This is a genomic window from Gelidibacter japonicus, from assembly GCF_010725055.1.
Classification (GTDB): Bacteria; Bacteroidota; Bacteroidia; order Flavobacteriales; family Flavobacteriaceae; genus Gelidibacter; species Gelidibacter japonicus.
This window is the reverse complement of sequence record NZ_BJKB01000005.1, coordinates 216523-241196: the sequence shown is the minus strand read 5'-3', so window position 1 is coordinate 241196 and position 24674 is coordinate 216523. Positions and strand designations below refer to the sequence as shown.

The window sequence follows — 24674 nt, the reverse complement described above, 5'->3', positions numbered from 1 at the left end:
ATGAAGTCTTCAGTGATATATAAAGCATGTGTTGGTCTATTGTTTTTGGGAATGGTGGCTTGTGAAGTGAACAATTTGGACGACGAGAACAAAAATCCAAAAACAGACTATTCCTCTTATAACTATATACTAGCTACGGAAGATGCCTCGACGGCGGATATTACGCGGTTTTTTAGTTTTAATTTGGAGGGATTGGATGCCGCAAAACAATATGATCTCATTCAAGACAATCAAATATTTGTCAATTCTGATCCATCAACCTCCTCAGGACATCAGTTTTTTAAGAATTTCATCTTCAGTATGGCTAAGGATAAAAGAGGATATTCGTCCACGCCAGGACTCTTTAGACTCACACTCAATACGTCAGACCAAGTGTTTATTGATAGCGAAATATATATTGGTAAGGGCAATCTTTTTCCATCGCGTAAATTGGCTTTGGTAAATGACCAGCTTGGCTTTTATTATAATGAAGACAGTGGCGGCCAAACGATTCAGGCTTTCAATCCCTTGACGATGCAATTGGGAGAGGCTTTGGATTTGCGACCTTTTATCAAAGCGTTTCGCCCAGATGTGGAATTTGAAGATGAGTATGGGAATAACTTGGTGAGAACAGGTTCTTTGGTGATGGATTATAAAGACGATAAATTATATGTGAGTGTCGTGTTTTTAGAAGAGGCCAGTTTTAATCTAATATCCGAAGACGAAGAGAACTTCTATTTGGCCGTTATTGATATACCGACCTTTAGTTTTGAAAAAATCATCCAATATAACGGCGTGAAAACGGTAGGCTTTTTTGTTTCTGAAAATAATCCCACGACCAAGGACGAGGATGGAAATCTTTACTTCTGCTCTTGGGGCTGGAATCAGTTTAACAATCATAACCCTTCAAAGATCTTTAGGATCAAGGCTGGAGAAACCGACTTTGATTCTAATTGGGAAATCGATATTGAATCGTTGTTTGGAGAGGGTAGGATTGCGCAATCGATAATGTCGTATAATAATAAATTATATCTGCACATATCCGAAGACCCTTATTTATTTGAGTCCAGTGAAGAGGTCGAAACCAGGAATGGCTTAAAACTGTCCTATTACGAATTTGATACTGTTTCCCCTGAAAATTACGTCAAATTGGAAGTGCCAGCCTCCAATCCAGCCTCTCGGATGAATGTGTTCAACATTGTAGACGATAGGCTTTTTATGGTGGTTCCTAATGCTATTGCTCCCAATTTCAATGGGGTTTATTCCATCAATCGCCAAGGAGCACTCAAAAAGGAGATGCAGATATCCAATAAATACCGACCAACACGGTTTTATAAACTCGGGGAATAATATGTATGCCGCCCTTTCAGGGCTATATGGCGAGTCGGTGATTTTTATTAGCATAGGTCTACGTACTATGCTAATATGTTTCGCTCTTTCAGAGCACTCGAGATGCGAGAGGTACACAATTGTTTTTCAGAAAACGGGATGCAGCCCTGAAGGGGCGTCATGTCATCAGTCAAGACGACAATCTTGAGTTATGAATGTTTTGGGGAATAATGTGTATGCTGCCCTTTCAGGGCTATATGGCGAGTCGGTGATTTTTATTAGCATAGGTCTAGGCCCTATGCTAATATGTTTCGCTCTTTCAGAGCTTATGATTCGCATAATTTTCGCCATTATAATCCAGAGAACATAATGTAGCCTGAAAGGGCGTCCTGTCATAACTCAAGGCGGTAACCTTGAGAAGTGAGAATTTATAACTATAAGGGATACAGCCCTGAAGGGGCGTCATGTCATCAGTCAAGACAACAATCTTGAGTTATGAATGTTTTGGGGAATAATGTGTATGCCGCTCTTTCAGGGCTATATGGCGAATCGGTGATTTTTATTAGCATAAGTCTAGGCCCTATGCTAATATGTTTCGCTCTTTCAGAGCTTATGATTCGCATAATTTTCGCCATTATAATCCAGAGAACATAACGTAGCCTGAAAGGGCGTTCTGTCATAACTCAAGGCGGTAACCTTGAGAAGTGAGAATGTATAACTATAAGGGATACAGCCCTGAAAGGGCGCCATATCATAACTCAAGGCGAAAGTCTTGAGTTATGAATGTCATGAGAAATTAAGCCCTGAAAGGGCGATATACATTCATCATTTACCTTCCAATTTATATTAATGCTCCACCTCTCATCTAGTCCCACACATAGCGCTCATCATATTCCATCTGATTACTATCAAGGAATGCACGATACTCGTCCTGAAAAGTCTTCCGTCTGTGATGCTCCTTCTGATTGGCAATATAATTAATGACCACATCTACTTCTGAAGTTTTTACTGAGAAAGCTCCATAACCGTTCTGCCAATAAAAGTTACGATAGGCTTCACCATGTGTTTTCATCCATTTTGAGGAATTGGCTTTCAGTTTGCCCATAAAGGTCGCCAAGGCTATATTTTTGGACAACAAGCATAGAATATGGACATGATCTTGATGGCCGCCGACCTTTATAGCTTGGCACCCCAGATTGTTGCAGGTGCCACCGAGATATTTATAGAGTTCGTCTTCAATAGATTCATCGATTAATTTTTGACGGTACTTGGTACTGAATACAATGTGCAGATAGTTTTTGACTAAGGATTGTGACATAGGCTTTGAATATTATGGACCTTGTTGGGCTACCCAAGGCTGTCACCTAGGGTAATATGCCGCCCTTTCAGGGCTAATTAAATTACTAACTTACGATATTTATTGGATGTTAATCACACGGTGGCAGATGTGTAAACTTGTCAGTATCTTTGCTTAAAATCAATTGATCATGACAACTATTTTTTTTAAGCGTTATCAGATAGCGCTATCCGTTTTTGTAAGTTTATTTTTCACTTCACTCGTGGCTCAAGAATCACTACCTAAGAATTTCGATGCATGGGTGGAATCGAGCAGACAGGATTGGAAAATCCCCGGTATGGCAGTGGGCATTGTGAAAGATGGCGAAGTGGTTTATGCTAAAGGTTTTGGAGAAAAACGCTTGGGAAGCGGAGAGAAGGTTGATGCCAATACCATTTTCAGTATTGCTTCGGTGAGTAAAAATATGACTGCCGCAGCACTGGCAATCTTGGTAGATGAAGGAAAAATAGGTTGGGATGATAAAATCACCAAGCACATACCATGGTTTCAGTTAAAAGATCCGTGGGTAACGCAGGAGATCACGATTCGCGATGCTTTGATACACCGGGTGGGATTGGGTCGAAAATTAGGAAATAGGCTTCAGTATATGACCAATAGTTCACGAGACAGCGTTCTGTATCACATGCGCTATATGGAATTGGAAAAACCTTTCCGTTCATCTTTTGTTTACAACAACGTTATGTATTCCTTGGCGGGGCAGATAATTGAATATGCCGATGGACGCACGTGGGACGACTTTTTAAAAGAACGACTATTTGTGCCACTTGAAATGAATTCTGCAAGTACAAGCATCACTCAGATAAAGGCTAACGATAATCAAGCCTATCCACATCAGGAAATTGAAGGAAAAGTAATGCCTATTTCAAGGAGAAATTGGGACAATGCTGGACCTGCGGGTGGTGTCAATGCTTCAGTAAACGACTTGAATAAATGGATGTTGATGCAATTGGGTGCTTCTGGAGAGTTTAAAGGAAAAACCATTATCAGTGAGAAACAGATGAACGAAATCCACAAACCGCAAATGGTCCGTCCGCAATCAGATGCCATGGCCGCACAAGGCAGTTATGGATTTGGTTGGACTATTACCGATTATCACGGAAAACGTGTCCTTACCCACGGCGGGGCAACGGATGGTTTCAATACAGCCATGTACCTTATGCCGGAATTGGAATTGGGAATTATTGTCGTAGGAAACAATTTTAACAGCTTGGGGAATGCTGTTGCGTATCAGGTGATGGATGCCTATTTAGGGAAAAGTGATGTCGATTGGAATGATCGTTACTTACAAGGCTATAAAAGATCTTTTGCCCGAGCCGCGGAAGCCCGAGAGAAAATCCATCAGGCTCAAGTGATGAAAACAAACCCCAGCTTAGACTTGGACGCCTATCTCGGCACCTACCGATCTGTAGGATACGGGAAAGTAGAAGTTAAAAAACAAGGTAAGGATCTGGTATTACATTTTTGGGATACCGATGGTTTGGAAGCCAAACTTGAGCATTGGCATTACGATACGTTTAGAGCGGTTTGGAAAAATCCTGCCCAGCGTGAAGAGTTTATGCAATTTCATTTAGGCAAAGATGGCAAGGTAGAGGCTTTGGATTTCGAGTTTTCCTTACGTCCATTATCCTTGCAAGTGGGTGCCTATCCATCTAATTACACGCATACGGAGCGATTTATTAAACAGAAATAAAGTCATGGATTTTGGAGATTTAAGCTGCGTTTAATTGAGTACATCCAACTTTTTTTGACCAAAGTATTATTTATAGGCAGTCAGGTCTTTGTATTTCGTTCTTTAGTGATATAAAGCTGAGCATTCCTTGTCCAATACACCATTTATTAAAGTTGGAGGTGCTGTCCACCTTTTAATGGTGGCATCCAATAAAATAGGAAACTTAGAACTAAATCCTCCAATTTCTCCAGTGGCTAGCCCCGTTACAATCAATGGTATTTTCAAATGTCGGATGACATAGGAACACATGATGCACGGTTCGTGTGTAGTATACATGATACAATCTGAAAGATCTTGCTTTCCTATACGTTTTGTCGCATCTCGAATAGCTTCAATTTCTGCATGACAAGTGATGTCTTTTTGCGTTTTTCCACCTTCAATGCCTTCGCCTATAATTTTTTCATTTTGCACAATGATGGAGCCAACAGGACTATCACCACGTTGCTTGGCGATATTGGCAAGACGGATACACTTTCGCATATAGAATTCATGTTGTTTTAAATCTGAGTTCTCCATTGGCTTGCAGATATTGTCGGGAGATTAAAAACCCAAAATAAAACGAATCAAAAGAATTTGAATTTGATTCCCTTCGGCATGAAATGGACTCCCTTAAAATCGGTTATGGCTTTAATTTGATGCCTGACTTCTGGGGGTACAATAATCGTGTCCCCTTGTTTTAGAACTTGTTCTTCATTGTTCATTTTAAAGACACATTCGCCTTCCCGAACAAAAACAATCGATTCGAGATTGGCAAGATGCTCGGGCATTAGCTGTCCAGCATCAGCCTGCATTTGTTTGGCGATCAGTTCACTGCCTTCCGCCAGCGTTTTCACTTTAGGTGGAGTTGCTTTTTCCATGTCTTTATTGTTTTTAAATTTCTGTTTTTAATTTGTAATCACTGCCTTGATGATTCACCTCTACAATTTAATCAATCATTATCAGGATTCAAAGCATCTTGTACGTTGCTTATCGTCCCATCAATATTGTTAGGGATTTCAAAACCTAAAATCTCACAGATTAACGGATAGATATCAATGTTTTGAAATGAAGGTATTGTATACTCCTTTTTAAAAGCAGGGCCATTGGCGTAAAATATGCCATGCATATCTTTATTTTCACTATCAAAGCCGTGTACGCCAATAGTGGAAATGTTATTTTGCTTTAAAAGCATCATGTTCTTTTCGTTAGAAAAATAATAACCGGGATCTGGAATGAGTTGAAAGGCTCCCCAATCCTTATTTTTTGGAAGGTATTCAAAACCTGGGGTGTCTTCAGTTTTATAAACTTCATAATGGCCTTCGTTTTGTTTTAGATATTCGAATACAGCATCAATTTCAACGCCGTCTTTCGGATGGATGTTGACCATTGAGCCATTGTCGATTGCTAGAAATAAACTGTCATTTTGAATCGTCTCTATGGGTATAAGGTTGGCCGTTGACATGGCTGCCATCCCATGGTCAGACACAATGATGATATTTACGGGAAGCCCTGTTGCTTTTACACCAGCAAATAAATCGCCTAAATTTTCATCTAAGTTAAAGAGTGCTTTTTTTATTTCTGATTCATTATTGGGTCCATATCTATGTCCAGTATCATCCATGTCAGAAAAATACATCGTTATTAGATGCGGTCTTTGTTTTTTGGGTAAGGCCAACCAATCCAAAACTTGGGAAACACGAGTCTCATTTTTTATTTTGCCATCGTAGTCTTTGGAATATGTCGGTCTTACGCCGCGGATTTCTACATCAGAACCCACAAAGAAATAACTTGCCGTTACCATTTTGTTCCTATCGGCGAGCATCCAAATGGGCGTGCCTCCGTAAAAGTCCCCGTCAGTAACCGTCTCTCGGTTTCGGATGCTATAGACCTTGTTCTTTTTGTTGCTATAAAAGATATTGCTCAGGATGCCATGATTTTCGGGATACATCCCAGTGGCAATGGAATAATGGTTAGGAAATGTTTTAGATGGGAAGGCCGATATCAACGATTCTGCACTGACGCCATTCTTTATAAAATTACTGAGATGCTGAGGTTTGTACTTTTCTACATAATCCCAACGAAAACCATCGAGGGAAATTAAGAGCACATAGGGCTTATGAAGTGAAGCTTCGGAATTGACAGTGGGGTAGGACGTACCAATGTTTGAACTGGATCCACAGGATGTTATTGTTATTAACAACAGTACAGAAAGAAGACCGTAGAGAACTATTTTTTTCAACATCATTATATTAATTGGGAAAGGCATTTAGCATTTTGCGAACAACCTTATTATAAATGTTAAATGCGAATTTAAAGAATTTAAAAGGTTAATCTATAGTCTTCCATTTCAAAATATCATGAAGCGACCAGTTCCTGAAGTACTAAACAATGATTAGGCCTGTGGAAGATGCAACCTGCCACGCTTTTTGGGTGTAGGATTTTCCATTTAGGCGAGAACCACATAACCCGCCAGAACGATTCTTTCGGGCTGATTGTTTAAGCAGATTATCGTAAAGCGTTTTTTGCTATTTTTTTTGGTCAATAATGTTCTCAAGTTCGTTATTGGATTCAGCGTTTCAATATTTGATTCGTCCAATTTCACCCATTCAATCCAATCAATTCCCATTGTTATATCATATTCTCCTATGAGACCGTCCAATAAAATATATATTGCATTTTGAGATTGTCCACTAGCATCATAATCTCGAATATTTAATTCTATGCCAAGTTTACCATATTCACCATCTTGATATCTGATATAAATGTCTGAATAGCTTATTCTAAAATCACCATATTGGATTTCAAATTCGTCTCCAGGAATTCTTTGTCGGAAGGCATTAAAATGCCAATTTTTAATTTTTGGTGCTTTTTCTACTAATTGTTCAACTATAGGAAATACCTCCTTAATTCCCTCGGCTGAAATAGTAAATTCTCTTATACCACTTTCGTGGATTGGCTAAATTCAAAAACTAAATCCTGATGAACTTTCTTTAATTCAGTCGATAAATTGATGAGTATTTTTTCTCGAATTTCAAGATTTTCTATTTCGTTGTAATAAGTTTCCTGATGTTTAGAAAACCAATTCCAAAATTTGTCTTCATTCGGTGTTTTATTAAATAGAGAAAATCCCATTGATAAAATTATGATTGGTATTAAGATTAGTATTCTTTTCATTCGCTTCGGCAAATGTTTTACAAGTTTCATTTATTAGCACTAAGAGCGTTCATAACTGCCCTCAATGTGTCATTCATTTGGAGCAACTTTAGTTGTTTCACTTTATTGAATCAAATTTTCAACCTCCAAATTACCATCTTTCCCTATACTTTCCTATTAATAAAACTACGTATTTTAAAATGGACTTTTGGGTTATATGGGTTCATGTTATTTGTGAGTACGAGCGGGACGCTCACGCCAGCGGCACATAAAAAAGCACCAACAAATACTGGTGCTTTTTCAAATTATTATAATCTATTTTTATGGTGCTGGTGCTGGTACAACTCCTAAAGTATATAGCTGTTCCATGGTTGGTGTTTCACTACCGCCTTCTGGTTCTAAAGTAATTCCGAAGGCCTCACTTTGGTTGGCATTGGCAATGGCAAATATTTTGTTGTCATCGGTATTGAAGTCATCAATGGTGCCCAAACTTGTTGGCGTTAGCGGATTCAGTTTTAAGGACCATACTTGGTACACTTTGCCCGATGGCGCTTCAGGAAGTCCTTGGGCATCTAAATAAATGCTGTTGTCCTTTTTGTTCCAATAGACCTTGGCGTAGGTGTTTGCAAATTCACCTTGGCCTCCTAATGGCACTGAAATAATATCCTTATCTCGAAGGAAATTCAACAGTTTTTTTGAATCGGCTAGCACTGATCTTGAGTTTATAATCTGCTCTTCCAAATATGCATTTTCTATTTCGGCAGTATTTAAATTGGATTCAAGCTCTTGATTTTGGTTCAAGGTCCAAAGCAATCCGGCGCCAATAATGAGGGCTGCAGCCCAACCTGTATAGGTCAACCAGTTGTATTTTGGTTTGGTAATTGAAATGACCTTGGTGTGGGCGTCTGGTGCATTAAAAGTTAATTTATCCTTGATCGCCTGGAGCAAGTCAGCATTCTTAATATTAGAGGTGGCAGCGGTTAGTTTAACAATGGCAGCTTCTATGTCCAATACTTCTTGGCGGACTTCTGGATATTTGTGCATCATTTGATACACCTCTTTGTTTTCATCCTCAGAGAGGGCGCCTGCCACGTAAAGCTCTAAAATCCCAGATGCTATATAAGCGTTTATATCCATATTAGTTGAGTACAATAGTTCTTAATTCCTTAATGCAATTTCTGTTTCGTGTTTTGATGGTGCCAATAGGTATGTCGAGAGTTTCTGAGGCTTCCTTTTGGGTAAATCCCTGAAAGTACAAAAGCTCAATCACTTCAATACATTTTTTGGCAAGTTGACTTACAAACTTCTTGATGCCAATGGCATCGGTCTGATCATCTAAACTATCACTGTGTTGTAAAATATCTACGAAATATTCAGCATCCAGGTTTTTTCTGGAATTTTTAAATGTTTTGGACCGTGTTTTGTCAATCGCAGCATTTCTGGCAATATTTAAGATCCAGGTGAAAAATCTACCTTTTTCGGCGGAATAACTGTTGGCATTGTTCCAGGCTTTGATAAAAACATCCTGCATTACTTCTTCTGCAAGTGCATGATCTCTCACAATATTGTAGATGACGCCGTGCATACTTTCGCTATACATACGGTAGAGTTTTTCAAATGCTTTTTCGTCTTTTTGCTGAAATTTTGAAATCAATATTTCTAATTGCATATAGTGTTTTTAGATAGTCCTAAAGGAATTAAAATTGAGAAAAAAAGCCACTTTAAAAAAGTGGCTTAAGTTTGTTTAAGGTATTGGATTATTGAATAATTCCACCACAACTTACGCGTCCGCCGGCATTACCTGTTGGTTGGCTTACAAAATCATCAACACCTTCATGGACGATGATGGCTTTACCAATGATATCCTTATTGGTGTCTCCACATCCAATACACCACTCATCGGTAGTAAATGTGATAGTGGCATTTCCATTGGCATCCGCTTGAAGGTTTCCAATATCGCCTTTGTGATAGCCATCAGGACTTCCCCATTTACCGTGAGGTTGGTTGGTTGGGTTCCAGTGGCCTCCAGATGAAGTTCCATCCGCTGCTGAACAATCAGCTTTTTCGTGGAGGTGGATAGCATGCTCTCCTTCGGTGAGTCCGCTTAACACGGTCACCATAGTGACCACACCATCTTCTTCAGTAAAAACGGCGTTGCCTTTCACCTGGCTGTCGCTTTTCGGTTCCAGGGCAACTTGCAATTTGATGACTTCTTTTACTGGGGTTTCTTTAGGCGTTTCCAAGGTATCCTCAGTTGTTGTTTCCTTTTTCTCATTTTTGCAGGAGGTTGTCATGGTCAAAGCAAAAACTGCTATGAGAATCAGTGATATTCGTTTCATGATTATAATTTTTAGTGTTTAATTTAATGAATAAAGTTACTGTTTATTTACGTGTTTTTAGCTATGATGAATGTAAAATATATGAATAAAACCAAACTCTACTTCTGCTTGGCCGCTACATTCTAAAATAATGGTTCTCTAAAATTAATTAAAAACGAAATGAATTTATGACTTATATCATATTTTTTATAACGTTTTTAAAATACTTTTGAACCTGATTTAACCTAACCAGAATGAAAAGGTCTTTAATTGATAAATATAATGTTGCTGGACCAAGATATACGAGTTATCCAACGGTTCCTTATTGGGATGGTGACACGTTTTCTATGAAATCTTGGAAGGATTCACTTCTAAAGGCATTTAATGAAAGTAATGAAGATGAAGGGATTAGCTTGTATGTGCATCTGCCATTTTGCGAGAGTCTTTGTACATTTTGTGGTTGCCACAAGCGGATTACGAAGCAGCATAGCGTTGAAATTCCGTACATCAATGCTTTGGTAAAAGAATGGGATTTATACTGCGATTTACTGCCATCAAAACCCAAAATTAAAGAAATGCATTTTGGGGGTGGGACGCCCACATTTTTTTCTCCAACACATCTGAGCTTACTGATCAATTGTATATTAAGGCGTGCTACTTTGGCTGATGATTATGAGTTTAGTTTTGAAGGTCATCCTAATAATACCACCGAACAGCATTTGAAAACGTTTTATGATCTCGGATTCAGACGTGTCAGTTTTGGAGTCCAAGATTATAATGAAACGGTGCAAAAGGCCATTCATAGAATTCAGCCGTTTGAGAATGTTAAACGGGTGACAGAACAGGCCAAGGCGATTGGTTATACCTCCGTTGGACATGATCTTATATTTGGATTGCCTTTTCAAACTGAGGAGCACGTCAAAGAATCCATAGCCAAAACAAAACTATTGAAACCTGATAGGATTGCATTTTATAGTTATGCCCATGTACCTTGGATAAAAGGAAATGGACAACGAGGTTTTGATGAAAGCAATCTGCCTTCCGGAGAAGCCAAAAGACAGCAATATGAATTGGGCAAGACTTTACTATTTGAAGCAGGATACCACGAAATTGGAATGGATCATTTTGCCTTAGATTCAGATTCGTTATACCAGTCGATGGTTACAGATCAACTGCATCGTAATTTTATGGGGTATACGGCTTCCAAAACCAAAGCCATGATTGGTTTGGGGGTGTCGGCAATTAGTGATAGTTGGTATGGGTTTGCGCAAAATGTCAAAAATATTGAAGATTATTACCATTTGATTGATGAAAAGATAATCCCTGTGGTAAAAGGTCATATTTTAAATTCTGAAGATCTTATTATCAGGAAACATATTCTTAATTTAATGTGTCATTTTCAAACTTCTTGGACTCCAAATAACCTATTCTTTGATGACCTTCCAAAAGTATTGGAGGAATTGAATGAAATGGAGCAAGACGGTTTATTAGTGCGAAAAGAATGGCAATTGACTATAACGGAAAAGGGAAAACCATTTGTTAGAAATGTATGCATGGCCTTTGATTTGCATTTAAAACGGAAAAAACCTGAGACACAACTCTTTTCAATGACCGTTTAAAAATTATAAAGTCCAAAATCAACTACCGATTGGGACTTTTGTTTGTCACTTTGATATAATATTGTTACCTTTTTAGTTTTAATTATTTTAATGAATACTACCTACCTATGAAAAAGATAATTGTTCCAATAGATTTTTCCAAATATTCTGAATATGCCCTTGAGGCAGCAGCCATTTTGGCGAAAAAAAATAATGCTGAAATTTTTGCATTACATATGTTAGAAATGTCCGATGCAATATTGACAGCTTCAAATGATGGACCGAAACCCAAAATTTTGTTTTTCTTAAAACTTGCTCAACAAAAGTTTGATGAATTTTTAAGTAAAGACTATTTAAAGGGCATTAAAGTCACACCAGTGGTCAAGCACTCTAAGGTGTTCAGTGAGATCAGTGAGGTAGCTGAAGAGCACCATGCCGATTTGATAGTGATGGGATCTCATGGGGTCAGTGGATTTACTGAGGTCTTTGTAGGGTCAAACACTGAAAAAGTAGTTCGGCATTCGACGCTTCCGGTTTTGGTCATCAAGCAAAAGCCGAGCAATCTTAATTTTGAAACTGTTATTTTCCCATCTGATTTTACCGATAAGAGTGTAGATGTTTATAAACGTGTTTTAAAAACATTGGGGGAGAATTCTAATGTCCATTTATTATATGTGAATGTGCCTGGTGAGAATTTCAAAAGCACGGCTGAAATGGAACAAAATGTGGCCAATTTCCTGATGAAAGCTGAAGGGAATTTGAACAATTTAAACAAGGTCCATTATGTCTCAGATTATACCATACAACAAGGGATTATGAATTTTTCAAATCTCTTTGGAGCCGACTTGATCGTTATGCCAACCCATGGAAGAAAAGGATTGGCTCATTTTTTTGAAGGTAGTATTTCTGAGGATTTGGCGAATAGAGCCAATCTTCCTGTAATGACATTTAAAATATAGAATATATTTATGGCATATAAGACAATGGATGATATCTCATGTCATGTAACACACAGGCGTTAAGCCTGTTGTTTACATGACATTTTTAATTAGGACAAAAATATCCGAAATATGACAAAAATCATATTTTGTGCACGTGAATACCGATAACTTTGAACCGTAAACCAATTATAACCACATTATGAAATCAAAACTTAAATTTACAGTATTAATCGCGACAGTTTTTTTATTTAGCTGTTTCAAGGAGAAAAAAGAGAAATATACGGCCGCTGAAGATATTCCAGTGAGTCAGGAGATGATTGCGGAATTGACCGCACCACCACACGTACCAAAACCAGTTGGAAAACGTAAAGCTAAAAAGCTTATTGTTAAAATGGAGATTCTTGAAGCTGAAGGTGAAATTTCAAATGGGGTGCGCTATGTTTATTGGACATTTGGAGGTTCCGTTCCGGGAAGCTTCATCAGAGCACGTGTAGGAGATGAAATTGAATTCCATTTACAAAACCATCCAGACAATAAATTGCCTCATAATATTGACCTACATGCAGTCAATGGTCCAGGTGGGGGTGCCGAGTCTTCTTTTGTGGCTCCAGGGCACGAAAAAGTATTTTCCTTTAAGGTATTAGCTCCTGGATTGTATGTGTATCATTGTGCTACAGCTCCTGTGGGGATGCACATTGCCAACGGAATGTACGGACTAATTCTGATAGAACCTGAAGGTGGTTTGCCTCCAGTAGATAAAGAATACTATGTCATGCAGGGCGATTTCTATACTGTTGGAGCTAACGGCGAGCGTGGTTTGCAGCCTTTTGATATGCAGAAAGCTGTGGATGAAAAAGCTGACTATGTTGTCTTTAACGGAAGCGTTGGTGCTTTGACAGGTGATGGCGCATTGACCGCAAAAGTAGGGGAGACCGTTCGAATTTTTATGGGTAACGGAGGTCCTGGATTAGTGTCATCTTTCCACATCATCGGTGAAATTTTTGATAAAGTGACAGTTGAGGGCGGAAGTCTCGTCAACGAAAATGTCCAAACAACCCTGATTCCTGCCGGAGGTGCTGCCATGATTGAATTCAAGGTAGATGTTCCAGGTTCATACGTCCTTGTTGATCACTCTATATTTAGAGCCTTCAACAAAGGTGCTTTGGGATTATTGAATGTGACCGGTGATGAAAATGAAAAAATATACTCTGGAGAGCTTATGGATAATATCTATCTACCAGAAGGTCCAGGAATCCAAAGAATGCCAACAACAAGTGAGATCAAAGAATCTGATATTCCAGCTAAGTCGTTTGAAGAGCAAATGAAATTCGGAAAACAAATTTACGGTCAAACCTGTATTGCTTGTCACCAAGCCGAGGGACAAGGTATTCCAAATGCTTTCCCTCCATTGGCAAAATCAGATTATTTAAATGCTGATGTTGACAGAGCTATTGAAGCGGTACTCTTCGGTTTAAGTGGAGAAATTACCGTAAATGGTGAAAAATACAACAGTATCATGACCGCGCAAATGATTTCGCAAGAAGAAGTTGCCAACGTCATGACCTATGTCTATAACAGCTGGGGCAATAATAAAACCGTGGTAACCCCGGAAATGGTCAAGAAAGTAAAAGAGAAAAGAAAATAGTTAGAGAGTCGAATCCTGATAGTTGTCGGGAGAAAAGTGATTCTCGTTAGAAACAAGCTTGCCCGTCTGCAGCGAAGCGAAGTCGGGAAACGAGAAACACAAACAATAAATTAAAAAAACAATAAATTATGCGTACCAAATTCTTCAGATTGTCCTTTGTTTTGATTTTTGTCCACATGTTTAGTTTTGGGCAATCTGAAGATATGGTGCGGATTAATGGGGCTCGATACATCCCTTTATACGGTCGGGATTCTACAGTGGTTGAGGTTAAGGATTTTGATTTGGATAAATACCCGGTAACCAATGAGCAGTATATGGAATTTGTGAGGAAATTTCCGGAATGGCAGAAATCCAATGCCAAAAAGATCTTCGCTGATGGCATGTACTTGCGAAATTGGAAGAATAATTTTGAACTTAATGATGGGGCTGATTTAAAAAGCCCGGTTACCTATGTCAGTTGGTTTGCAGCTAAGGCCTATTGCGATTGTCAGGGTAAACGACTGCCAACCATGGACGAGTGGGAATATGCTGCCATGGCAGATGAAACAACCAAGGATGCCCGTATCAAGAAATCTTACAACGAAAAGATTTTGTCATGGTATGAAGCACCGCGATCCAACGAAAATCAAATAGGTCAAAACCCCAAAAACTACTGGGGAGTATATGATTTGCATGGCTTAGTTTGGGAATGGACTTCCGATTTTAATTCTGTGCTGCTTTCCGGTGAATCAAGAAAAGATAAAGATGGCGACAATAATTTATTCTGTGGAAGCGCCTCCTTAGGTGCTACTGATCTGATGAATTATGCAGCGTTTATGCGCTATGCATTTAGAGGTAGTATTAAGGCCAATTTCGCGATAAAGAATCTCGGATTTAGATGTGCCAAAGATATTGAAACCCCATAATGATTATGAAAAAAACACTTTTTATACTTTGTAGTATTATTTTTATTGGATTTACTGCTTGTAAAAACGATAGCTCCAAATCATCCGAAGACGCCATAGCCTATTACTGCCCAATGGAATGTGAAGGTGACAAAACTTATGATGAACCTGGCAGTTGCCCAGTTTGTAAGATGGATTTAATACCCGTTGAAACTGGAGATAAATCGGAGAGAAGATCAGATGAAATTTCAGACCTGTCAATTTTTAACCTGAAATCCACTTGGACCAATCAAAATGGAGAAGACCTCCAGTTTGAAGATCTCAAAGGTGATGTGTTGGTCACGGTCATGATTTACACCTCTTGTAAAGCTGCCTGTCCGCGATTGGTAGCTGATATGAGGAACATTGAGGAGCGACTTTCAAAAAGCACCAAAGAAAATGTAAAAATGATATTGGTTAGTATTGATCCTAATGTTGACACTCCTGAACGCTTGAAGGCCTTTGCGGAAGAAAATTTCATGGATAAGCATCCGTGGTTATTTTTGCGTTCTTCAGAAGATAATACTAGGGAATTCGCTGCAGTTGTAGCCGTTAATTACATGAAGATCTCGCCAATTGATTTCTCACACTCAAACATTATCACCGTCTTTAATGATCAGGGAGAAATGGTCTTTCAACAAGAAGGGCTTGGGGTCAATTCTGATGCTACGATTGAGAATATTGAAAAAGCAGTGGCGTCAATTAAATAAGCTGAAAGGCTATTTGATGACACGCTAAAATAGTATAGGTTCTAATAAACACAACTCATGAAAAAACTAATCCTTTTGATGTGCTTTGGCGCATTGAGCCAGACATTTTTTGCCCAAGAATTTGGTATTGATCTTCAATTAAGACCACGAGCGGAATACAGGCACGGCTTCAAGACCTTGGTTCCTGATGCGGCAGATGCGGCGACCTTTGTATCTCAACGTTCACGTCTCAATCTAAAATATGGCAGTGAAAAGCTCAATGCCTATATTTCTTTACAGAATGTCAGAACTTGGGGGGAGGTCAGCACCTTAGCTGCAAGTGATGTCAACGGAACCGCCATCCACGAAGCGTGGGCTTCATTTAAATTGGATTCAGAGTTTTCATTTAAAATGGGCCGTCAGGAAATCATTTATGATGATTCGCGAATTTTTGGGAATGTAGATTGGGCACAAGCGGGGAGAAGCCATGATGCCTTTATTGCCACCTACCAGCCCAATTCTAAGAACCGACTGGACCTTGGTCTTGCTCTGAATGAGGAAGATGAAACACTGTTCAAAACTGATTATGATGTCAATAATTATAAAGCATTTCAATATGCATGGTACCATACCAGTTTTGACGATTTAAATTTAAGTCTCTTAGCACTCAATACTGGCTTTACATTTTATAAAAATGGCAAACAGGAAGTCGATTATAACCAAACACTTGGTGCCTTTGTGTCCTTTGGAAAAAATAAGTTAAAAGGCGATGCTTCCGTTTATTTCCAAACAGGAAAAATTGCGGATCGCAGTTTAAGTGCCTATAACTTGGCCGGTAATTTACATTATCAAATAAATTCAGAATTTACATTTGGCCTTGGCGCCGAACTCCTTTCTGGAACTGATATGGATACAACATCAGATAAGTTAAATTCTTTCAATCCGCTATTTGGTACCAATCATAAATTTAACGGATGGATGGACTATTTTTATGTTGGAAATCATATCAACTCTGTGGGATTATTGGACATTAGTGTACCATTAAAGTATCAAAAGGAAAAAGTAACCTTGCAATTGGTGCCGCATTTATTTTCGTCCGCGGCCAATGTGGTCGATAATTTAGGCAATGATAAAGATCACTATTTAGGAACCGAAATTGATTTTTCATTTGGTTATAAAATTGCTTCCAATATTGACTTCCAAATGGGATATTCTCATATGTTCGCATCAGAATCAATGGAGGTCCTCAAGGGAGGCAATAGGAACAATACTACAAATTGGGCTTGGGCCATGTTTGTTTTTAAACCAAAATTATTCAGCCATACAGTAAATAACTAAATTCTGTTCATCCTAATAATTCCCAAAAATGGGATTCACAATTATCAGGTATTAAATCATCCTTCAAGTCATTCATTATTTTGATCTTGAAGGATTTTTTTTTGTGGCCCATTTTATTTTTCGAAGGTGTTTTTTAACAGAATCCGAAAGAAAAGGTATATAAAACGCATTTTCTTAACCACTTTATTTGAAATTATCTTTCTAAAGAGGATGAATTTGTCCAAATATGATTATTGTCATGTTTTATAAGAGATTATCGACTTAAATTTGATGCATAAATTCAAAAGGACCGGAGCTATTTCCAAAAAAATAGTTCTAAAAAATTTATCACAACTTAAAATTTTTTAACAAATGAAAAAAACACTAACAATTTTGACAGTATTAAGTGCAATGCTGTTTATGGGATGTGGTGATGGAGAAAAAAAGAAAGATGATCCATATGGGAAACCAGCACCTGTAGAGCAAGCAAAACCTGTATCCAGTGTACCGGCTTCTCAAAGAGTGGACTTGACCAATAAGGGCATTGGTCCTATCAAAAATGTGGAGCTTGGCGAAACAATTGATATGGAAATGGCCGCTAAAGGAGAGGAAGTTTTCAATATGAACTGTACCGCATGTCACAAAGTGGACAAAAAATTCATCGGACCATCTCCAAAAGGAGTTTTGGACAGAAGAACTCCTGAATGGGTAATGAATATGATCTTGAACCCTGAGGTGATGACTAAGGATGATCCGTTAGCCCATGATCTACTACTTGAATTTAACGGTTCGCCAATGGCAAACCAACACATGTCTGAAGAACAGGCGAGACAGATGGTGGAATATTTTAGAACTCTATAATATATTTAACAACCAACCGACTTTAGGAGAATTTAATTTCTTCTTGGTCTAAAAACCAATCTTGTATGAAAACAATTTTTAAAATGCTCTTTGTCTCATCTGCATTACTTGTTTTTGCAGCATGTAAGAATGAAACCGCCACCGGAACATCAGTTGAGCCATCTACCCAAAGTGATGTCCAACAAAAAAACCAGGGACAGGCCTTTATTGAAGATGATGAGTCACAACCAAACGTACTTCAAATAGCCATTGGATCGCCTGACCATACCACATTGGTAGCAGCTGTCCAGGCAGCAGATTTGGAAAACTCATTGGTTAATGCTGGACCTTTAATGGTATTTGCACCCACCAATGCGGCCTTTGACGCATTACCTGCAGGGACTGTAGAGGATCTTTTGAAACCTGAAAACAAAGAAAAGTTGGCTTTAATCCTTAAGCATCACGTAACACCTGGTAATTACTCGAAGGATTTCTTAAAGAAATTCAAGAAAGTTGGACAAGCTAGTGGTGAGGATGCTGCAGTAGAGGTAAAAGGTGAAGATGTATATGTAGGTGGTGCCAAAATTTTGGCAAGCGTTCCAGCCGGAAATGGAATTGTTCACGTAGTGGATAAAGTAATATTACCAGCAAATTAACTATAAATCAATTTAATGTAAATAAATACGACAATGAAAAAATCAATTAATATTTTATTTTCCTTAGTTATAGCCGCCGGATTGGTTGGATGTAACAATGGAAACGACAGAAAGTCGAGCAAAGCCCAAGGTGGTCTTGCATCCAATGCGGCAGAAAGAGTGTATGTTGCTCCTGGTGAGCTTGACGAATACTATGCATTTATGTCAGGTGGTTTTAGTGGACAACTTAGTGTTTATGGACTGCCATCAGGACGAATGTTAAAAGTACTTCCAGTGTTTTCCCAAAATCCTGAAAATGGCTATGGTTATACTGAGGAGACCAAACCAATGTTGAATACGTCATACGGTTTTGTGCCTTGGGATGACTCTCACCACCCTGATATTTCACAAACAAATGGTGAATTGGATGGCCGTTGGATTTTTATCAATGGAAATAACACGCCTCGTATTGCAAGAATTGGATTACAGAATTTCAAAACTGAGGAAATTATTGAAATCCCAAACAGTGCAGGTAACCACAGTTCATCGTTTATTACCGAAAACACTGAATACGTGGTAGCGGGAACACGTTTCTCTGTGCCAATCCCACAGAAAGACATGCCGATCAATGAATACAAAGGGAATTTTAAAGGCTCTTTAACGTTTATCAGTGTTGATCAAGAAACGGGAAGAATGGGAATTAAGTTCCAGTTGATTATGCCTGGATTTAACTATGATCTTTCTCACCCTGGGCGCGACAAGAGTCACGGTTGGTTCTTCTTTACCACTTATAATACTGAAGAAGCCCACTCACTTTTGGAAGTTAACGCATCACAAAATGATAAAGATTTCATTGCTGCCATTAACTGGAAAAAGATTGAGGAATATGTGAACAATGGTGGTGGGAAAATGGTTCCTGCCAACTATGCACACAATATCATGGATGAGCACACACATATAGCCACTTCTACAATGTTGAAAGAAGTATTGACCGTAAATCCAATGGATGTTCCTGGAGCTGTATATTTCTTACCAACTCCAAAATCGCCTCACGGATGTGACGTCGACCCAACAGGAGAATACATTATTGGTAACGGAAAACTTTCTGCCGACTTAACAGTGCACAGTTTTACCAAAATGCTTGATGCTATTGAAAACAAGAAATTTGATGGTGAAGCTTATGGTATTCCAATCCTGAATTTTGAAGATATCCTTGCAGGTGTTGTGAAGCAACCAGGTTTAGGACCATTGCATACTGAATTTGATGAAAAAGGGAATGCATATACAACCTTCTTTATTTCTTCTGAAGTTGTAAAATGGAAAGTTGGAACTTGGGAAGTTTTAGATCGTCAGCCAGTGTTTTACTCTGTAGGTCACGGAATGATCCCTGGAGGTAATTCACGTAAACCATTTGGTAAATACTTTGTAGCCTTAAACAAGATTACAAAAGATAGATATCTACCAACAGGTCCGGAGTTGACTCAATCGGCACAATTGTTTGATATTACAGGTGATAAGATGGAGTTGTTGCTGGATTTCCCAACCATTGGAGAACCACACTATGCCGCTGCTATTCCTGCAGATTTGATTGCAAAGAACTCTAGAAAAATCTATAAACTCGCAGAGAATAAACACCCATATGCTTCGCTTTCCCCTGCAGACGCTAAGGTTGTGCGTGACGGAAAAAATGTTCATATCTATATGAATATGATACGTAGCCATTTTAACCCTGATAATATTGAAGGTGTTAAGGTAGGAGACAAGGTGTATTTCCATATCACAAACCTTGAACAAGACTTTGACGTCCCTCATGGTTTCGCAGTAATTGGTGCTAACAACGCAGAAATGCTTATTATGCCAGGAGCTACAGAGACCTTGGTTTGGGAACCAAAACAAGTAGGTGTATGGCCGTTCTATTGTACTGATTTCTGTTCTGCGCTTCACCAGGAAATGCAAGGTTATGTCCGTGTATCTCCGGCAGATTCAAATATTGAGTTGTCTTGGTCTTTAGGTGAAGATTAATTATAAAGGACCACAATATAAGAATAAGGAAATTTTGTTTTAGTGTTTATTTCCTTATTCTGAGGCGAGAGTTGAATTATCGCTCTCGCCTTTCTTTTAAAAATGCTATTAACTGAATGGTTAATTTAATTTAAAATTATTATGAAAAAAGCTGGTATTATAATGATAATAGGATCGCTTTTGTTGTTAGGACTATTCAAGTTTCCATTGTGGAATATCATGTTAGGAGCACCACAATATCCAGATCCACTTGGGATGGATATTTATATTCAAGGTATTGAGGGGGTAGAAGAGTTTGATATCCAAAATATTGACGGCCTTAACCATTACATCGGAATGAAAACCATTCCTAAGGTAGAAGATATGTGGGAATTTCAAGTATTTCCAATGGTAATTGGGATTATGGTGGCTCTTGGGGTCATCATCGGTTTGCTTGGTTTCTTCGGAAAAGTAAGTTACAAATGGTTTCTCGGATGGTTCATATTGATGTCTATACTTGGCGTTATGGGTATGTATGATTTCAACCTATGGTTAATTGAATACGGAACTGACCTCGATCCGAAAGCAATCATGAAGCTTGAAAACTTGGATGGTACTCCAATGACCTATAAGCCACCACTGATTGGCTACCAAAAGATGCTGAACTTTGATGTGGACTCTTGGCCAGCAACTGGAGCTTATATGATATTTGTGGGAATGTTGCTTACTGTAGTAGCCTTCTTTGTTGGGAAAAAAGAATCCCAAAAAGTGTCTTAATTTGGGCTGAACTTAACTGTGGAACAATTGTAAGACCTGATAGGAAATTGATATGTAGATTTTTTTGAATAAATTTAAATTTGATTATCCAATATTAAAAATTAAAACAAATGAAACAGTTTTTTTTCTTAAGTATAATAAGTCTTTTTTTAGCGTCTTGCACTGTGAGCCCCCAACCAATAAATTACGGTTCGGATGCATGTCATTTCTGTGATATGACTATTGTAGACAAGCAACACGCCTCTCAATTGGTGACTTCAAAAGGTAGAGCCTATAAGTATGATGCTATTGAATGTATGGTGCATTCCGTACAAGATGAGTTTAAGGATACAGAAATGGCTTATTATCTGGTGGCAGACCTTGATGCTCCAGGTGAGCTAATCGATGCTACGAAGGCTACTTATTTGGTCAGCGAACAATTGCAAAGTCCAATGGGAGAAAATCTTTCGGCATTCTCAAATGAAGAAGCGGGAAAGAAAGCTCAAGAAAAATTTACTGGAGATATCTATTCCTGGAAAGAAATTCAGGACCACCTTAAAATTAGAAAATAAAAAGGCTTCAGCAGTTCTTTAATGATTTAAAATCTCCGAGATTTGCTGAAGTCTATTTTTTGATTTCAAAATTACATTAATTTTATAAAGCATCATTTATTGATCCTCTTGAAAGAGAATGACTTCATATTGATAAATTTTAACTTCATTTTGAAAAATAAACACTACATAATCTTCTTTTTAACGGCATTGCTTTCCTTGACTAATTTATGGTCAAAAACAATAACTGTCTGTTCCTCTTGTACCGTCAAAACAATACGTGAAGCAATCCAAGAGGCGTCTGACGGCGACACCATTGTTGTGAAAAAAGGAATTTATAAGGAGGCGAATTTAAAAATCGATAAAAGTATAACCCTGATTGGCGAAGATCATCCAACGATAGATGGTGAACAAAAAGGGGAAATCATAACCATAGGCGCGGATAATGTCACACTTGACGGATTTAAGATTATAAATGTTGGCGTGAGCTATACCACCGACTATGCCGCTGTAAGAGTTGTCCGAAGTGAAGGCTTTACCATCCAGAATTTGGAGTTGGAAAAACTGTTTTTCGGAATATATCTTCAAAAATCAAATAATGGAAAAGTATTGAATAACACCGTTAGAGGAGAAGCCGTAACCGAATTTAATTCTGGAAATGCCATTCACCTGTGGTACTGTAGCAATGTGGAAGTAAGAGGTAATGATGTACGGAATGTTCGGGATGGGATTTATCTTGAATTCTCTGATCAAATAACCATCATTGACAATTTTAGCAAGAACAATGTGCGCTACGGCCTTCATTTTATGTTCAGTAACGATAACAGTGTAACGAATAATCAGTTTGAAACCAATGGTGCCGGCATAGCTTTGATGTTCTCTAAGTTTATGGATGTGGAACATAATATCATTACAAAAAACTGGGGAACCGCTTCATACGGATTACTGTTAAAGGAAGTAAACGATGTGAACCTCAAAAACAATGTTTTCAAAGAAAACACGGTGGGGATTACCGTTGAGGGGAGTAACCGGTTGGTATACGCCAACAACGATTTTATAAGCAACGGTTACGCCCTAATAGTAAAGGGTGCTTGTTATGATAATCAGATTATTGCAAACAATTTTCTATATAATTCGTTCGATATTTCCTATAATGGAAGGATCCACGATAATAAATTTGACAATAATTTTTGGAGCAATTACACAGGATACGATTTGGATAAAGATGGGATTGGCGATGTGCCATACCGACCTGTAAAACTTTTTTCATATATAGTCAATAGAACCCCAGAAGCCATAATCCTATTGAGAAGTCTGTTTATTGACATCATCGATTTTTCTGAAAAGGTTTCTCCGGTATTTACCCCAGACGATTTGATGGATGAAAATCCAAGAATGAAACGCATAGACCATGATAAAAATTAAGGATTTATATAAGAAATTTGGAAAAAATGAGGTCTTAAGTGGCCTCAATTTGGAAATTGGAGAAGGCGGGATATTTGCCGTTTTAGGTCCAAATGGATCTGGAAAAACCACCCTGATCAAGTGCTTGTTGGGGATGGTCATTCCTAATAAAGGGGAAATCTCTGTATTGGGTAAGAATATAAAAAGTGGCTCAGGTTACAGGCATAAAATTGATTATTTGCCCCAAATCGCCAATTTCCCCAACAACTTAAGGGTAAAGGAATTAATTACTATGATTAAAGATCTAAGAGGCAAGACTGACTTGGATCAGGAATTAATCAGTCTGTTTAAATTGGAGCCTTTTTTAGATAAGAAATTAGGTAACCTTTCCGGAGGTACCAAACAAAAAGTGAATCTGGTATTGACCTTTATGTTTGACAGCCCTTTGGTCATATTGGATGAACCTACTTCAGGTTTGGATCCTATTTCATTGTTGCGATTAAAGAAATTGATCCAGGCAGAAAAAGACAAAGGAAAAACCATTTTGATTACCTCGCATATAATGAGTTTTGTTGAAGAAATTTCAGATGAAATCGTATTTCTTTTAGAAGGTAAAATTTACTTCAAAGGGACCATTACTGAACTTAAAGATAAAACCAAACAACCGGATTTCGAACATGCTATCGCATCCATATTAACTGAGAACCATGCTTAAAATATTAAAATATAGTTTTTACGATTTAATGCGCAGCCGATGGAGCTACGTCTATTTTGGGTTTTATTTATTACTTGGCGTGGTGCTGTTATTTTTGAACAACGACCTTTCCAAAGCGGTTATCACCTTAATGAATGTCATTATTGTTTTGGTACCTCTCATAGGAACTATTTTTGGTGTTATGTACTATTATAATTCCAAGGAGTTTACAGAGCTGTTATTGGCACAGCCATTAAAACGATCATCGATTTTCTTGGGTCAGTATCTTGGGGTGGCCATTTCGCTATCTATGAGCTTGATTTTAGGACTGGGCATTCCGTTTGTTTTTTACGGGTTGTTTATGTCCAATGCCATTTGGGATTTTTCATTACTGCTCATTACAGGTACGTTCCTTACCCTCATATTTACAGCTTTGGCCTTTAATATTGCATTGTCCAATGAGAATAGAATCAAAGGTTTTGGCTATGCCATATTGCTGTGGTTGTTTCTGGCCATTATTTATGATGGCATCTTCTTAATGTCGCTCATTCTTTTTGCGGATTACCCTTTGGACAAACTCTCTTTGATTGGAACCATGTTAAACCCCATCGATTTGTCGCGCACGCTAATTTTGCTTAAGTTGGACATTTCTGCTCTGTTAGGTTATACCGGGGCCGTCTTCAAGCAGTTTTTTGGAACTAATTTTGGATTGATAATTTCGTTTTCAGCATTGACTTTATGGGTGGTCTTACCGGTGTTGAGAATCGCCGTGAAAGCCAGGAAGAAGGATTTTTAAAGTTTGAAAATTAGAAGTGGATTGTGATAATTATCATATA

Annotated in this window: 24 protein-coding genes; 16 read left to right on the top strand and 8 right to left on the bottom strand. The window is 38.2% G+C overall.

What is annotated here, in order from left to right; all coding sequences use genetic code 11:
• Positions 1-1329 carry a DUF4374 domain-containing protein gene (locus G6N06_RS07610; protein WP_163515508.1) on the top strand — a complete coding sequence of 443 codons (1329 nt, stop codon included), beginning with the start codon at positions 1-3 and terminating at the stop codon, positions 1327-1329.
• A gap of 844 nt (positions 1330-2173) precedes the next feature.
• Here G6N06_RS07610 and tnpA read toward each other — a convergent pair.
• A complete protein-coding gene (gene tnpA / locus G6N06_RS07605) occupies positions 2174-2626 on the bottom strand; it encodes an IS200/IS605 family transposase (protein ID WP_163515506.1) in 453 nt (150 codons plus the stop codon).
• Between the two features lie 169 nt (positions 2627-2795).
• On the opposite strand from tnpA, the gene G6N06_RS07600 reads away from it, so the two are divergent.
• Positions 2796-4355 carry a serine hydrolase gene (locus tag G6N06_RS07600; RefSeq protein ID WP_163515504.1) on the top strand — a complete coding sequence of 520 codons (1560 nt, stop codon included), beginning with the start codon at positions 2796-2798 and terminating at the stop codon, positions 4353-4355.
• A gap of 102 nt (positions 4356-4457) precedes the next feature.
• On the opposite strand, the gene G6N06_RS07595 is transcribed toward G6N06_RS07600, so the two are convergent.
• The 7 genes from G6N06_RS07595 to G6N06_RS07565 form a co-directional block, all read right to left on the bottom strand.
• Positions 4458-4910 carry a nucleoside deaminase gene (locus tag G6N06_RS07595; protein WP_163515502.1) on the bottom strand — a complete coding sequence of 151 codons (453 nt, stop codon included), beginning with the start codon at positions 4908-4910 and terminating at the stop codon, positions 4458-4460.
• A gap of 47 nt (positions 4911-4957) precedes the next feature.
• Positions 4958-5251: a cupin domain-containing protein gene (locus G6N06_RS07590; RefSeq protein ID WP_240338006.1), complete on the bottom strand. Its 294-nt coding sequence runs from the start codon at positions 5249-5251 to the stop codon at positions 4958-4960.
• Positions 5252-5322: 71 nt separating this feature from the next.
• Complete coding sequence (locus G6N06_RS07585) at positions 5323-6618, bottom strand: alkaline phosphatase family protein (protein WP_240338005.1); 1296 nt, start codon at positions 6616-6618, stop codon at positions 5323-5325.
• Positions 6619-7307: 689 nt separating this feature from the next.
• Positions 7308-7547, bottom strand: coding sequence for a hypothetical protein (locus G6N06_RS07580; RefSeq protein WP_163515500.1), 240 nt, complete (start codon positions 7545-7547; stop codon positions 7308-7310).
• Between the two features lie 300 nt (positions 7548-7847).
• On the bottom strand, positions 7848-8663 hold the full coding sequence (locus tag G6N06_RS07575; protein WP_163515498.1) for an anti-sigma factor: 816 nt from the start codon (positions 8661-8663) through the stop codon (positions 7848-7850).
• 1 nt (position 8664) lies between these two features.
• Positions 8665-9195, bottom strand: coding sequence for an RNA polymerase sigma factor (locus G6N06_RS07570; RefSeq protein ID WP_163515496.1), 531 nt, complete (start codon positions 9193-9195; stop codon positions 8665-8667).
• An 88-nt stretch (positions 9196-9283) separates the two neighbouring features.
• Entirely contained in the window at positions 9284-9865 is a 582-nt protein-coding gene (locus tag G6N06_RS07565; protein ID WP_163515494.1) for a superoxide dismutase family protein, read from the bottom strand.
• A 233-nt stretch (positions 9866-10098) separates the two neighbouring features.
• On the opposite strand from G6N06_RS07565, the gene hemN reads away from it, so the two are divergent.
• From hemN to G6N06_RS07495, 14 genes are all read left to right on the top strand, one after another.
• Complete coding sequence (gene hemN / locus G6N06_RS07560) at positions 10099-11463, top strand: oxygen-independent coproporphyrinogen III oxidase (RefSeq protein ID WP_163515492.1); 1365 nt, start codon at positions 10099-10101, stop codon at positions 11461-11463.
• Positions 11464-11570: 107 nt separating this feature from the next.
• Positions 11571-12401 (top strand): universal stress protein, encoded by an 831-nt coding sequence (locus G6N06_RS07555; protein WP_163515490.1) that lies wholly within the window; start codon positions 11571-11573, stop codon positions 12399-12401.
• Positions 12402-12582: 181 nt separating this feature from the next.
• The gene (nirK, locus tag G6N06_RS07550; RefSeq protein WP_163515488.1) at positions 12583-14028 is read left to right on the top strand and encodes a copper-containing nitrite reductase; all 1446 of its coding nucleotides are present in this window, start codon (positions 12583-12585) and stop codon (positions 14026-14028) included.
• Positions 14029-14156: 128 nt separating this feature from the next.
• The gene (locus G6N06_RS07545) at positions 14157-14933 is read left to right on the top strand and encodes a formylglycine-generating enzyme family protein (RefSeq protein ID WP_163515486.1); all 777 of its coding nucleotides are present in this window, start codon (positions 14157-14159) and stop codon (positions 14931-14933) included.
• Positions 14934-14938: 5 nt separating this feature from the next.
• Entirely contained in the window at positions 14939-15661 is a 723-nt protein-coding gene (locus G6N06_RS07540) for an SCO family protein (RefSeq protein ID WP_163515483.1), read from the top strand.
• A 57-nt stretch (positions 15662-15718) separates the two neighbouring features.
• Complete coding sequence (locus tag G6N06_RS07535; RefSeq protein ID WP_163515481.1) at positions 15719-16978, top strand: alginate export family protein; 1260 nt, start codon at positions 15719-15721, stop codon at positions 16976-16978.
• Positions 16979-17329: 351 nt separating this feature from the next.
• The gene (locus G6N06_RS07530) at positions 17330-17818 is read left to right on the top strand and encodes a c-type cytochrome (protein WP_163515479.1); all 489 of its coding nucleotides are present in this window, start codon (positions 17330-17332) and stop codon (positions 17816-17818) included.
• Between the two features lie 65 nt (positions 17819-17883).
• Positions 17884-18453: a fasciclin domain-containing protein gene (locus G6N06_RS07525; RefSeq protein ID WP_163515477.1), complete on the top strand. Its 570-nt coding sequence runs from the start codon at positions 17884-17886 to the stop codon at positions 18451-18453.
• Between the two features lie 33 nt (positions 18454-18486).
• Entirely contained in the window at positions 18487-20454 is a 1968-nt protein-coding gene (gene nosZ, locus G6N06_RS07520; RefSeq protein ID WP_163515475.1) for a Sec-dependent nitrous-oxide reductase, read from the top strand.
• Positions 20455-20595: 141 nt separating this feature from the next.
• The gene (locus tag G6N06_RS07515; RefSeq protein WP_163515474.1) at positions 20596-21210 is read left to right on the top strand and encodes a hypothetical protein; all 615 of its coding nucleotides are present in this window, start codon (positions 20596-20598) and stop codon (positions 21208-21210) included.
• 110 nt (positions 21211-21320) lie between these two features.
• Positions 21321-21761 (top strand): nitrous oxide reductase accessory protein NosL, encoded by a 441-nt coding sequence (locus G6N06_RS07510; protein WP_163515472.1) that lies wholly within the window; start codon positions 21321-21323, stop codon positions 21759-21761.
• Between the two features lie 189 nt (positions 21762-21950).
• Positions 21951-23165 carry a nitrous oxide reductase family maturation protein NosD gene (locus tag G6N06_RS07505; protein ID WP_163515593.1) on the top strand — a complete coding sequence of 405 codons (1215 nt, stop codon included), beginning with the start codon at positions 21951-21953 and terminating at the stop codon, positions 23163-23165.
• Positions 23152-23859, top strand: a complete 708-nt coding sequence (locus G6N06_RS07500; RefSeq protein WP_163515471.1) for an ABC transporter ATP-binding protein — start codon at positions 23152-23154, stop codon at positions 23857-23859. Before G6N06_RS07505 ends, G6N06_RS07500 begins: the two co-directional genes overlap by 14 nt.
• Entirely contained in the window at positions 23852-24634 is a 783-nt protein-coding gene (locus G6N06_RS07495) for an ABC transporter permease (protein WP_163515469.1), read from the top strand. The genes G6N06_RS07500 and G6N06_RS07495 overlap by 8 nt, the downstream gene beginning before the upstream one ends.
• Positions 24635-24674 lie beyond the last annotated feature (40 nt).

Coding starts and splice junctions, on each gene's coding strand:
- G6N06_RS07565 (WP_163515494.1), bottom strand. CDS start 9,865: ATGAAACGAATATCACTGATTCTCATAGCAGTTTTTGCTTTGACCATG.
- G6N06_RS07600 (WP_163515504.1), top strand. CDS start 2,796: ATGACAACTATTTTTTTTAAGCGTTATCAGATAGCGCTATCCGTTTTT.
- hemN (WP_163515492.1), top strand. CDS start 10,099: ATGAAAAGGTCTTTAATTGATAAATATAATGTTGCTGGACCAAGATAT.
- G6N06_RS07510 (WP_163515472.1), top strand. CDS start 21,321: ATGAAACAGTTTTTTTTCTTAAGTATAATAAGTCTTTTTTTAGCGTCT.
- G6N06_RS07515 (WP_163515474.1), top strand. CDS start 20,596: ATGAAAAAAGCTGGTATTATAATGATAATAGGATCGCTTTTGTTGTTA.
- G6N06_RS07590 (WP_240338006.1), bottom strand. CDS start 5,251: ATGGAAAAAGCAACTCCACCTAAAGTGAAAACGCTGGCGGAAGGCAGT.
- G6N06_RS07525 (WP_163515477.1), top strand. CDS start 17,884: ATGAAAACAATTTTTAAAATGCTCTTTGTCTCATCTGCATTACTTGTT.
- G6N06_RS07500 (WP_163515471.1), top strand. CDS start 23,152: ATGATAAAAATTAAGGATTTATATAAGAAATTTGGAAAAAATGAGGTC.
- nosZ (WP_163515475.1), top strand. CDS start 18,487: ATGAAAAAATCAATTAATATTTTATTTTCCTTAGTTATAGCCGCCGGA.
- G6N06_RS07570 (WP_163515496.1), bottom strand. CDS start 9,195: ATGCAATTAGAAATATTGATTTCAAAATTTCAGCAAAAAGACGAAAAA.
- G6N06_RS07535 (WP_163515481.1), top strand. CDS start 15,719: ATGAAAAAACTAATCCTTTTGATGTGCTTTGGCGCATTGAGCCAGACA.
- G6N06_RS07540 (WP_163515483.1), top strand. CDS start 14,939: ATGAAAAAAACACTTTTTATACTTTGTAGTATTATTTTTATTGGATTT.
- G6N06_RS07545 (WP_163515486.1), top strand. CDS start 14,157: ATGCGTACCAAATTCTTCAGATTGTCCTTTGTTTTGATTTTTGTCCAC.
- G6N06_RS07580 (WP_163515500.1), bottom strand. CDS start 7,547: ATGAAAAGAATACTAATCTTAATACCAATCATAATTTTATCAATGGGA.
- G6N06_RS07555 (WP_163515490.1), top strand. CDS start 11,571: ATGAAAAAGATAATTGTTCCAATAGATTTTTCCAAATATTCTGAATAT.
- G6N06_RS07610 (WP_163515508.1), top strand. CDS start 1: ATGAAGTCTTCAGTGATATATAAAGCATGTGTTGGTCTATTGTTTTTG.
- G6N06_RS07575 (WP_163515498.1), bottom strand. CDS start 8,663: ATGGATATAAACGCTTATATAGCATCTGGGATTTTAGAGCTTTACGTG.
- G6N06_RS07495 (WP_163515469.1), top strand. CDS start 23,852: ATGCTTAAAATATTAAAATATAGTTTTTACGATTTAATGCGCAGCCGA.
- tnpA (WP_163515506.1), bottom strand. CDS start 2,626: ATGTCACAATCCTTAGTCAAAAACTATCTGCACATTGTATTCAGTACC.
- G6N06_RS07530 (WP_163515479.1), top strand. CDS start 17,330: ATGAAAAAAACACTAACAATTTTGACAGTATTAAGTGCAATGCTGTTT.
- G6N06_RS07595 (WP_163515502.1), bottom strand. CDS start 4,910: ATGGAGAACTCAGATTTAAAACAACATGAATTCTATATGCGAAAGTGT.
- G6N06_RS07585 (WP_240338005.1), bottom strand. CDS start 6,618: ATGATGTTGAAAAAAATAGTTCTCTACGGTCTTCTTTCTGTACTGTTG.
- nirK (WP_163515488.1), top strand. CDS start 12,583: ATGAAATCAAAACTTAAATTTACAGTATTAATCGCGACAGTTTTTTTA.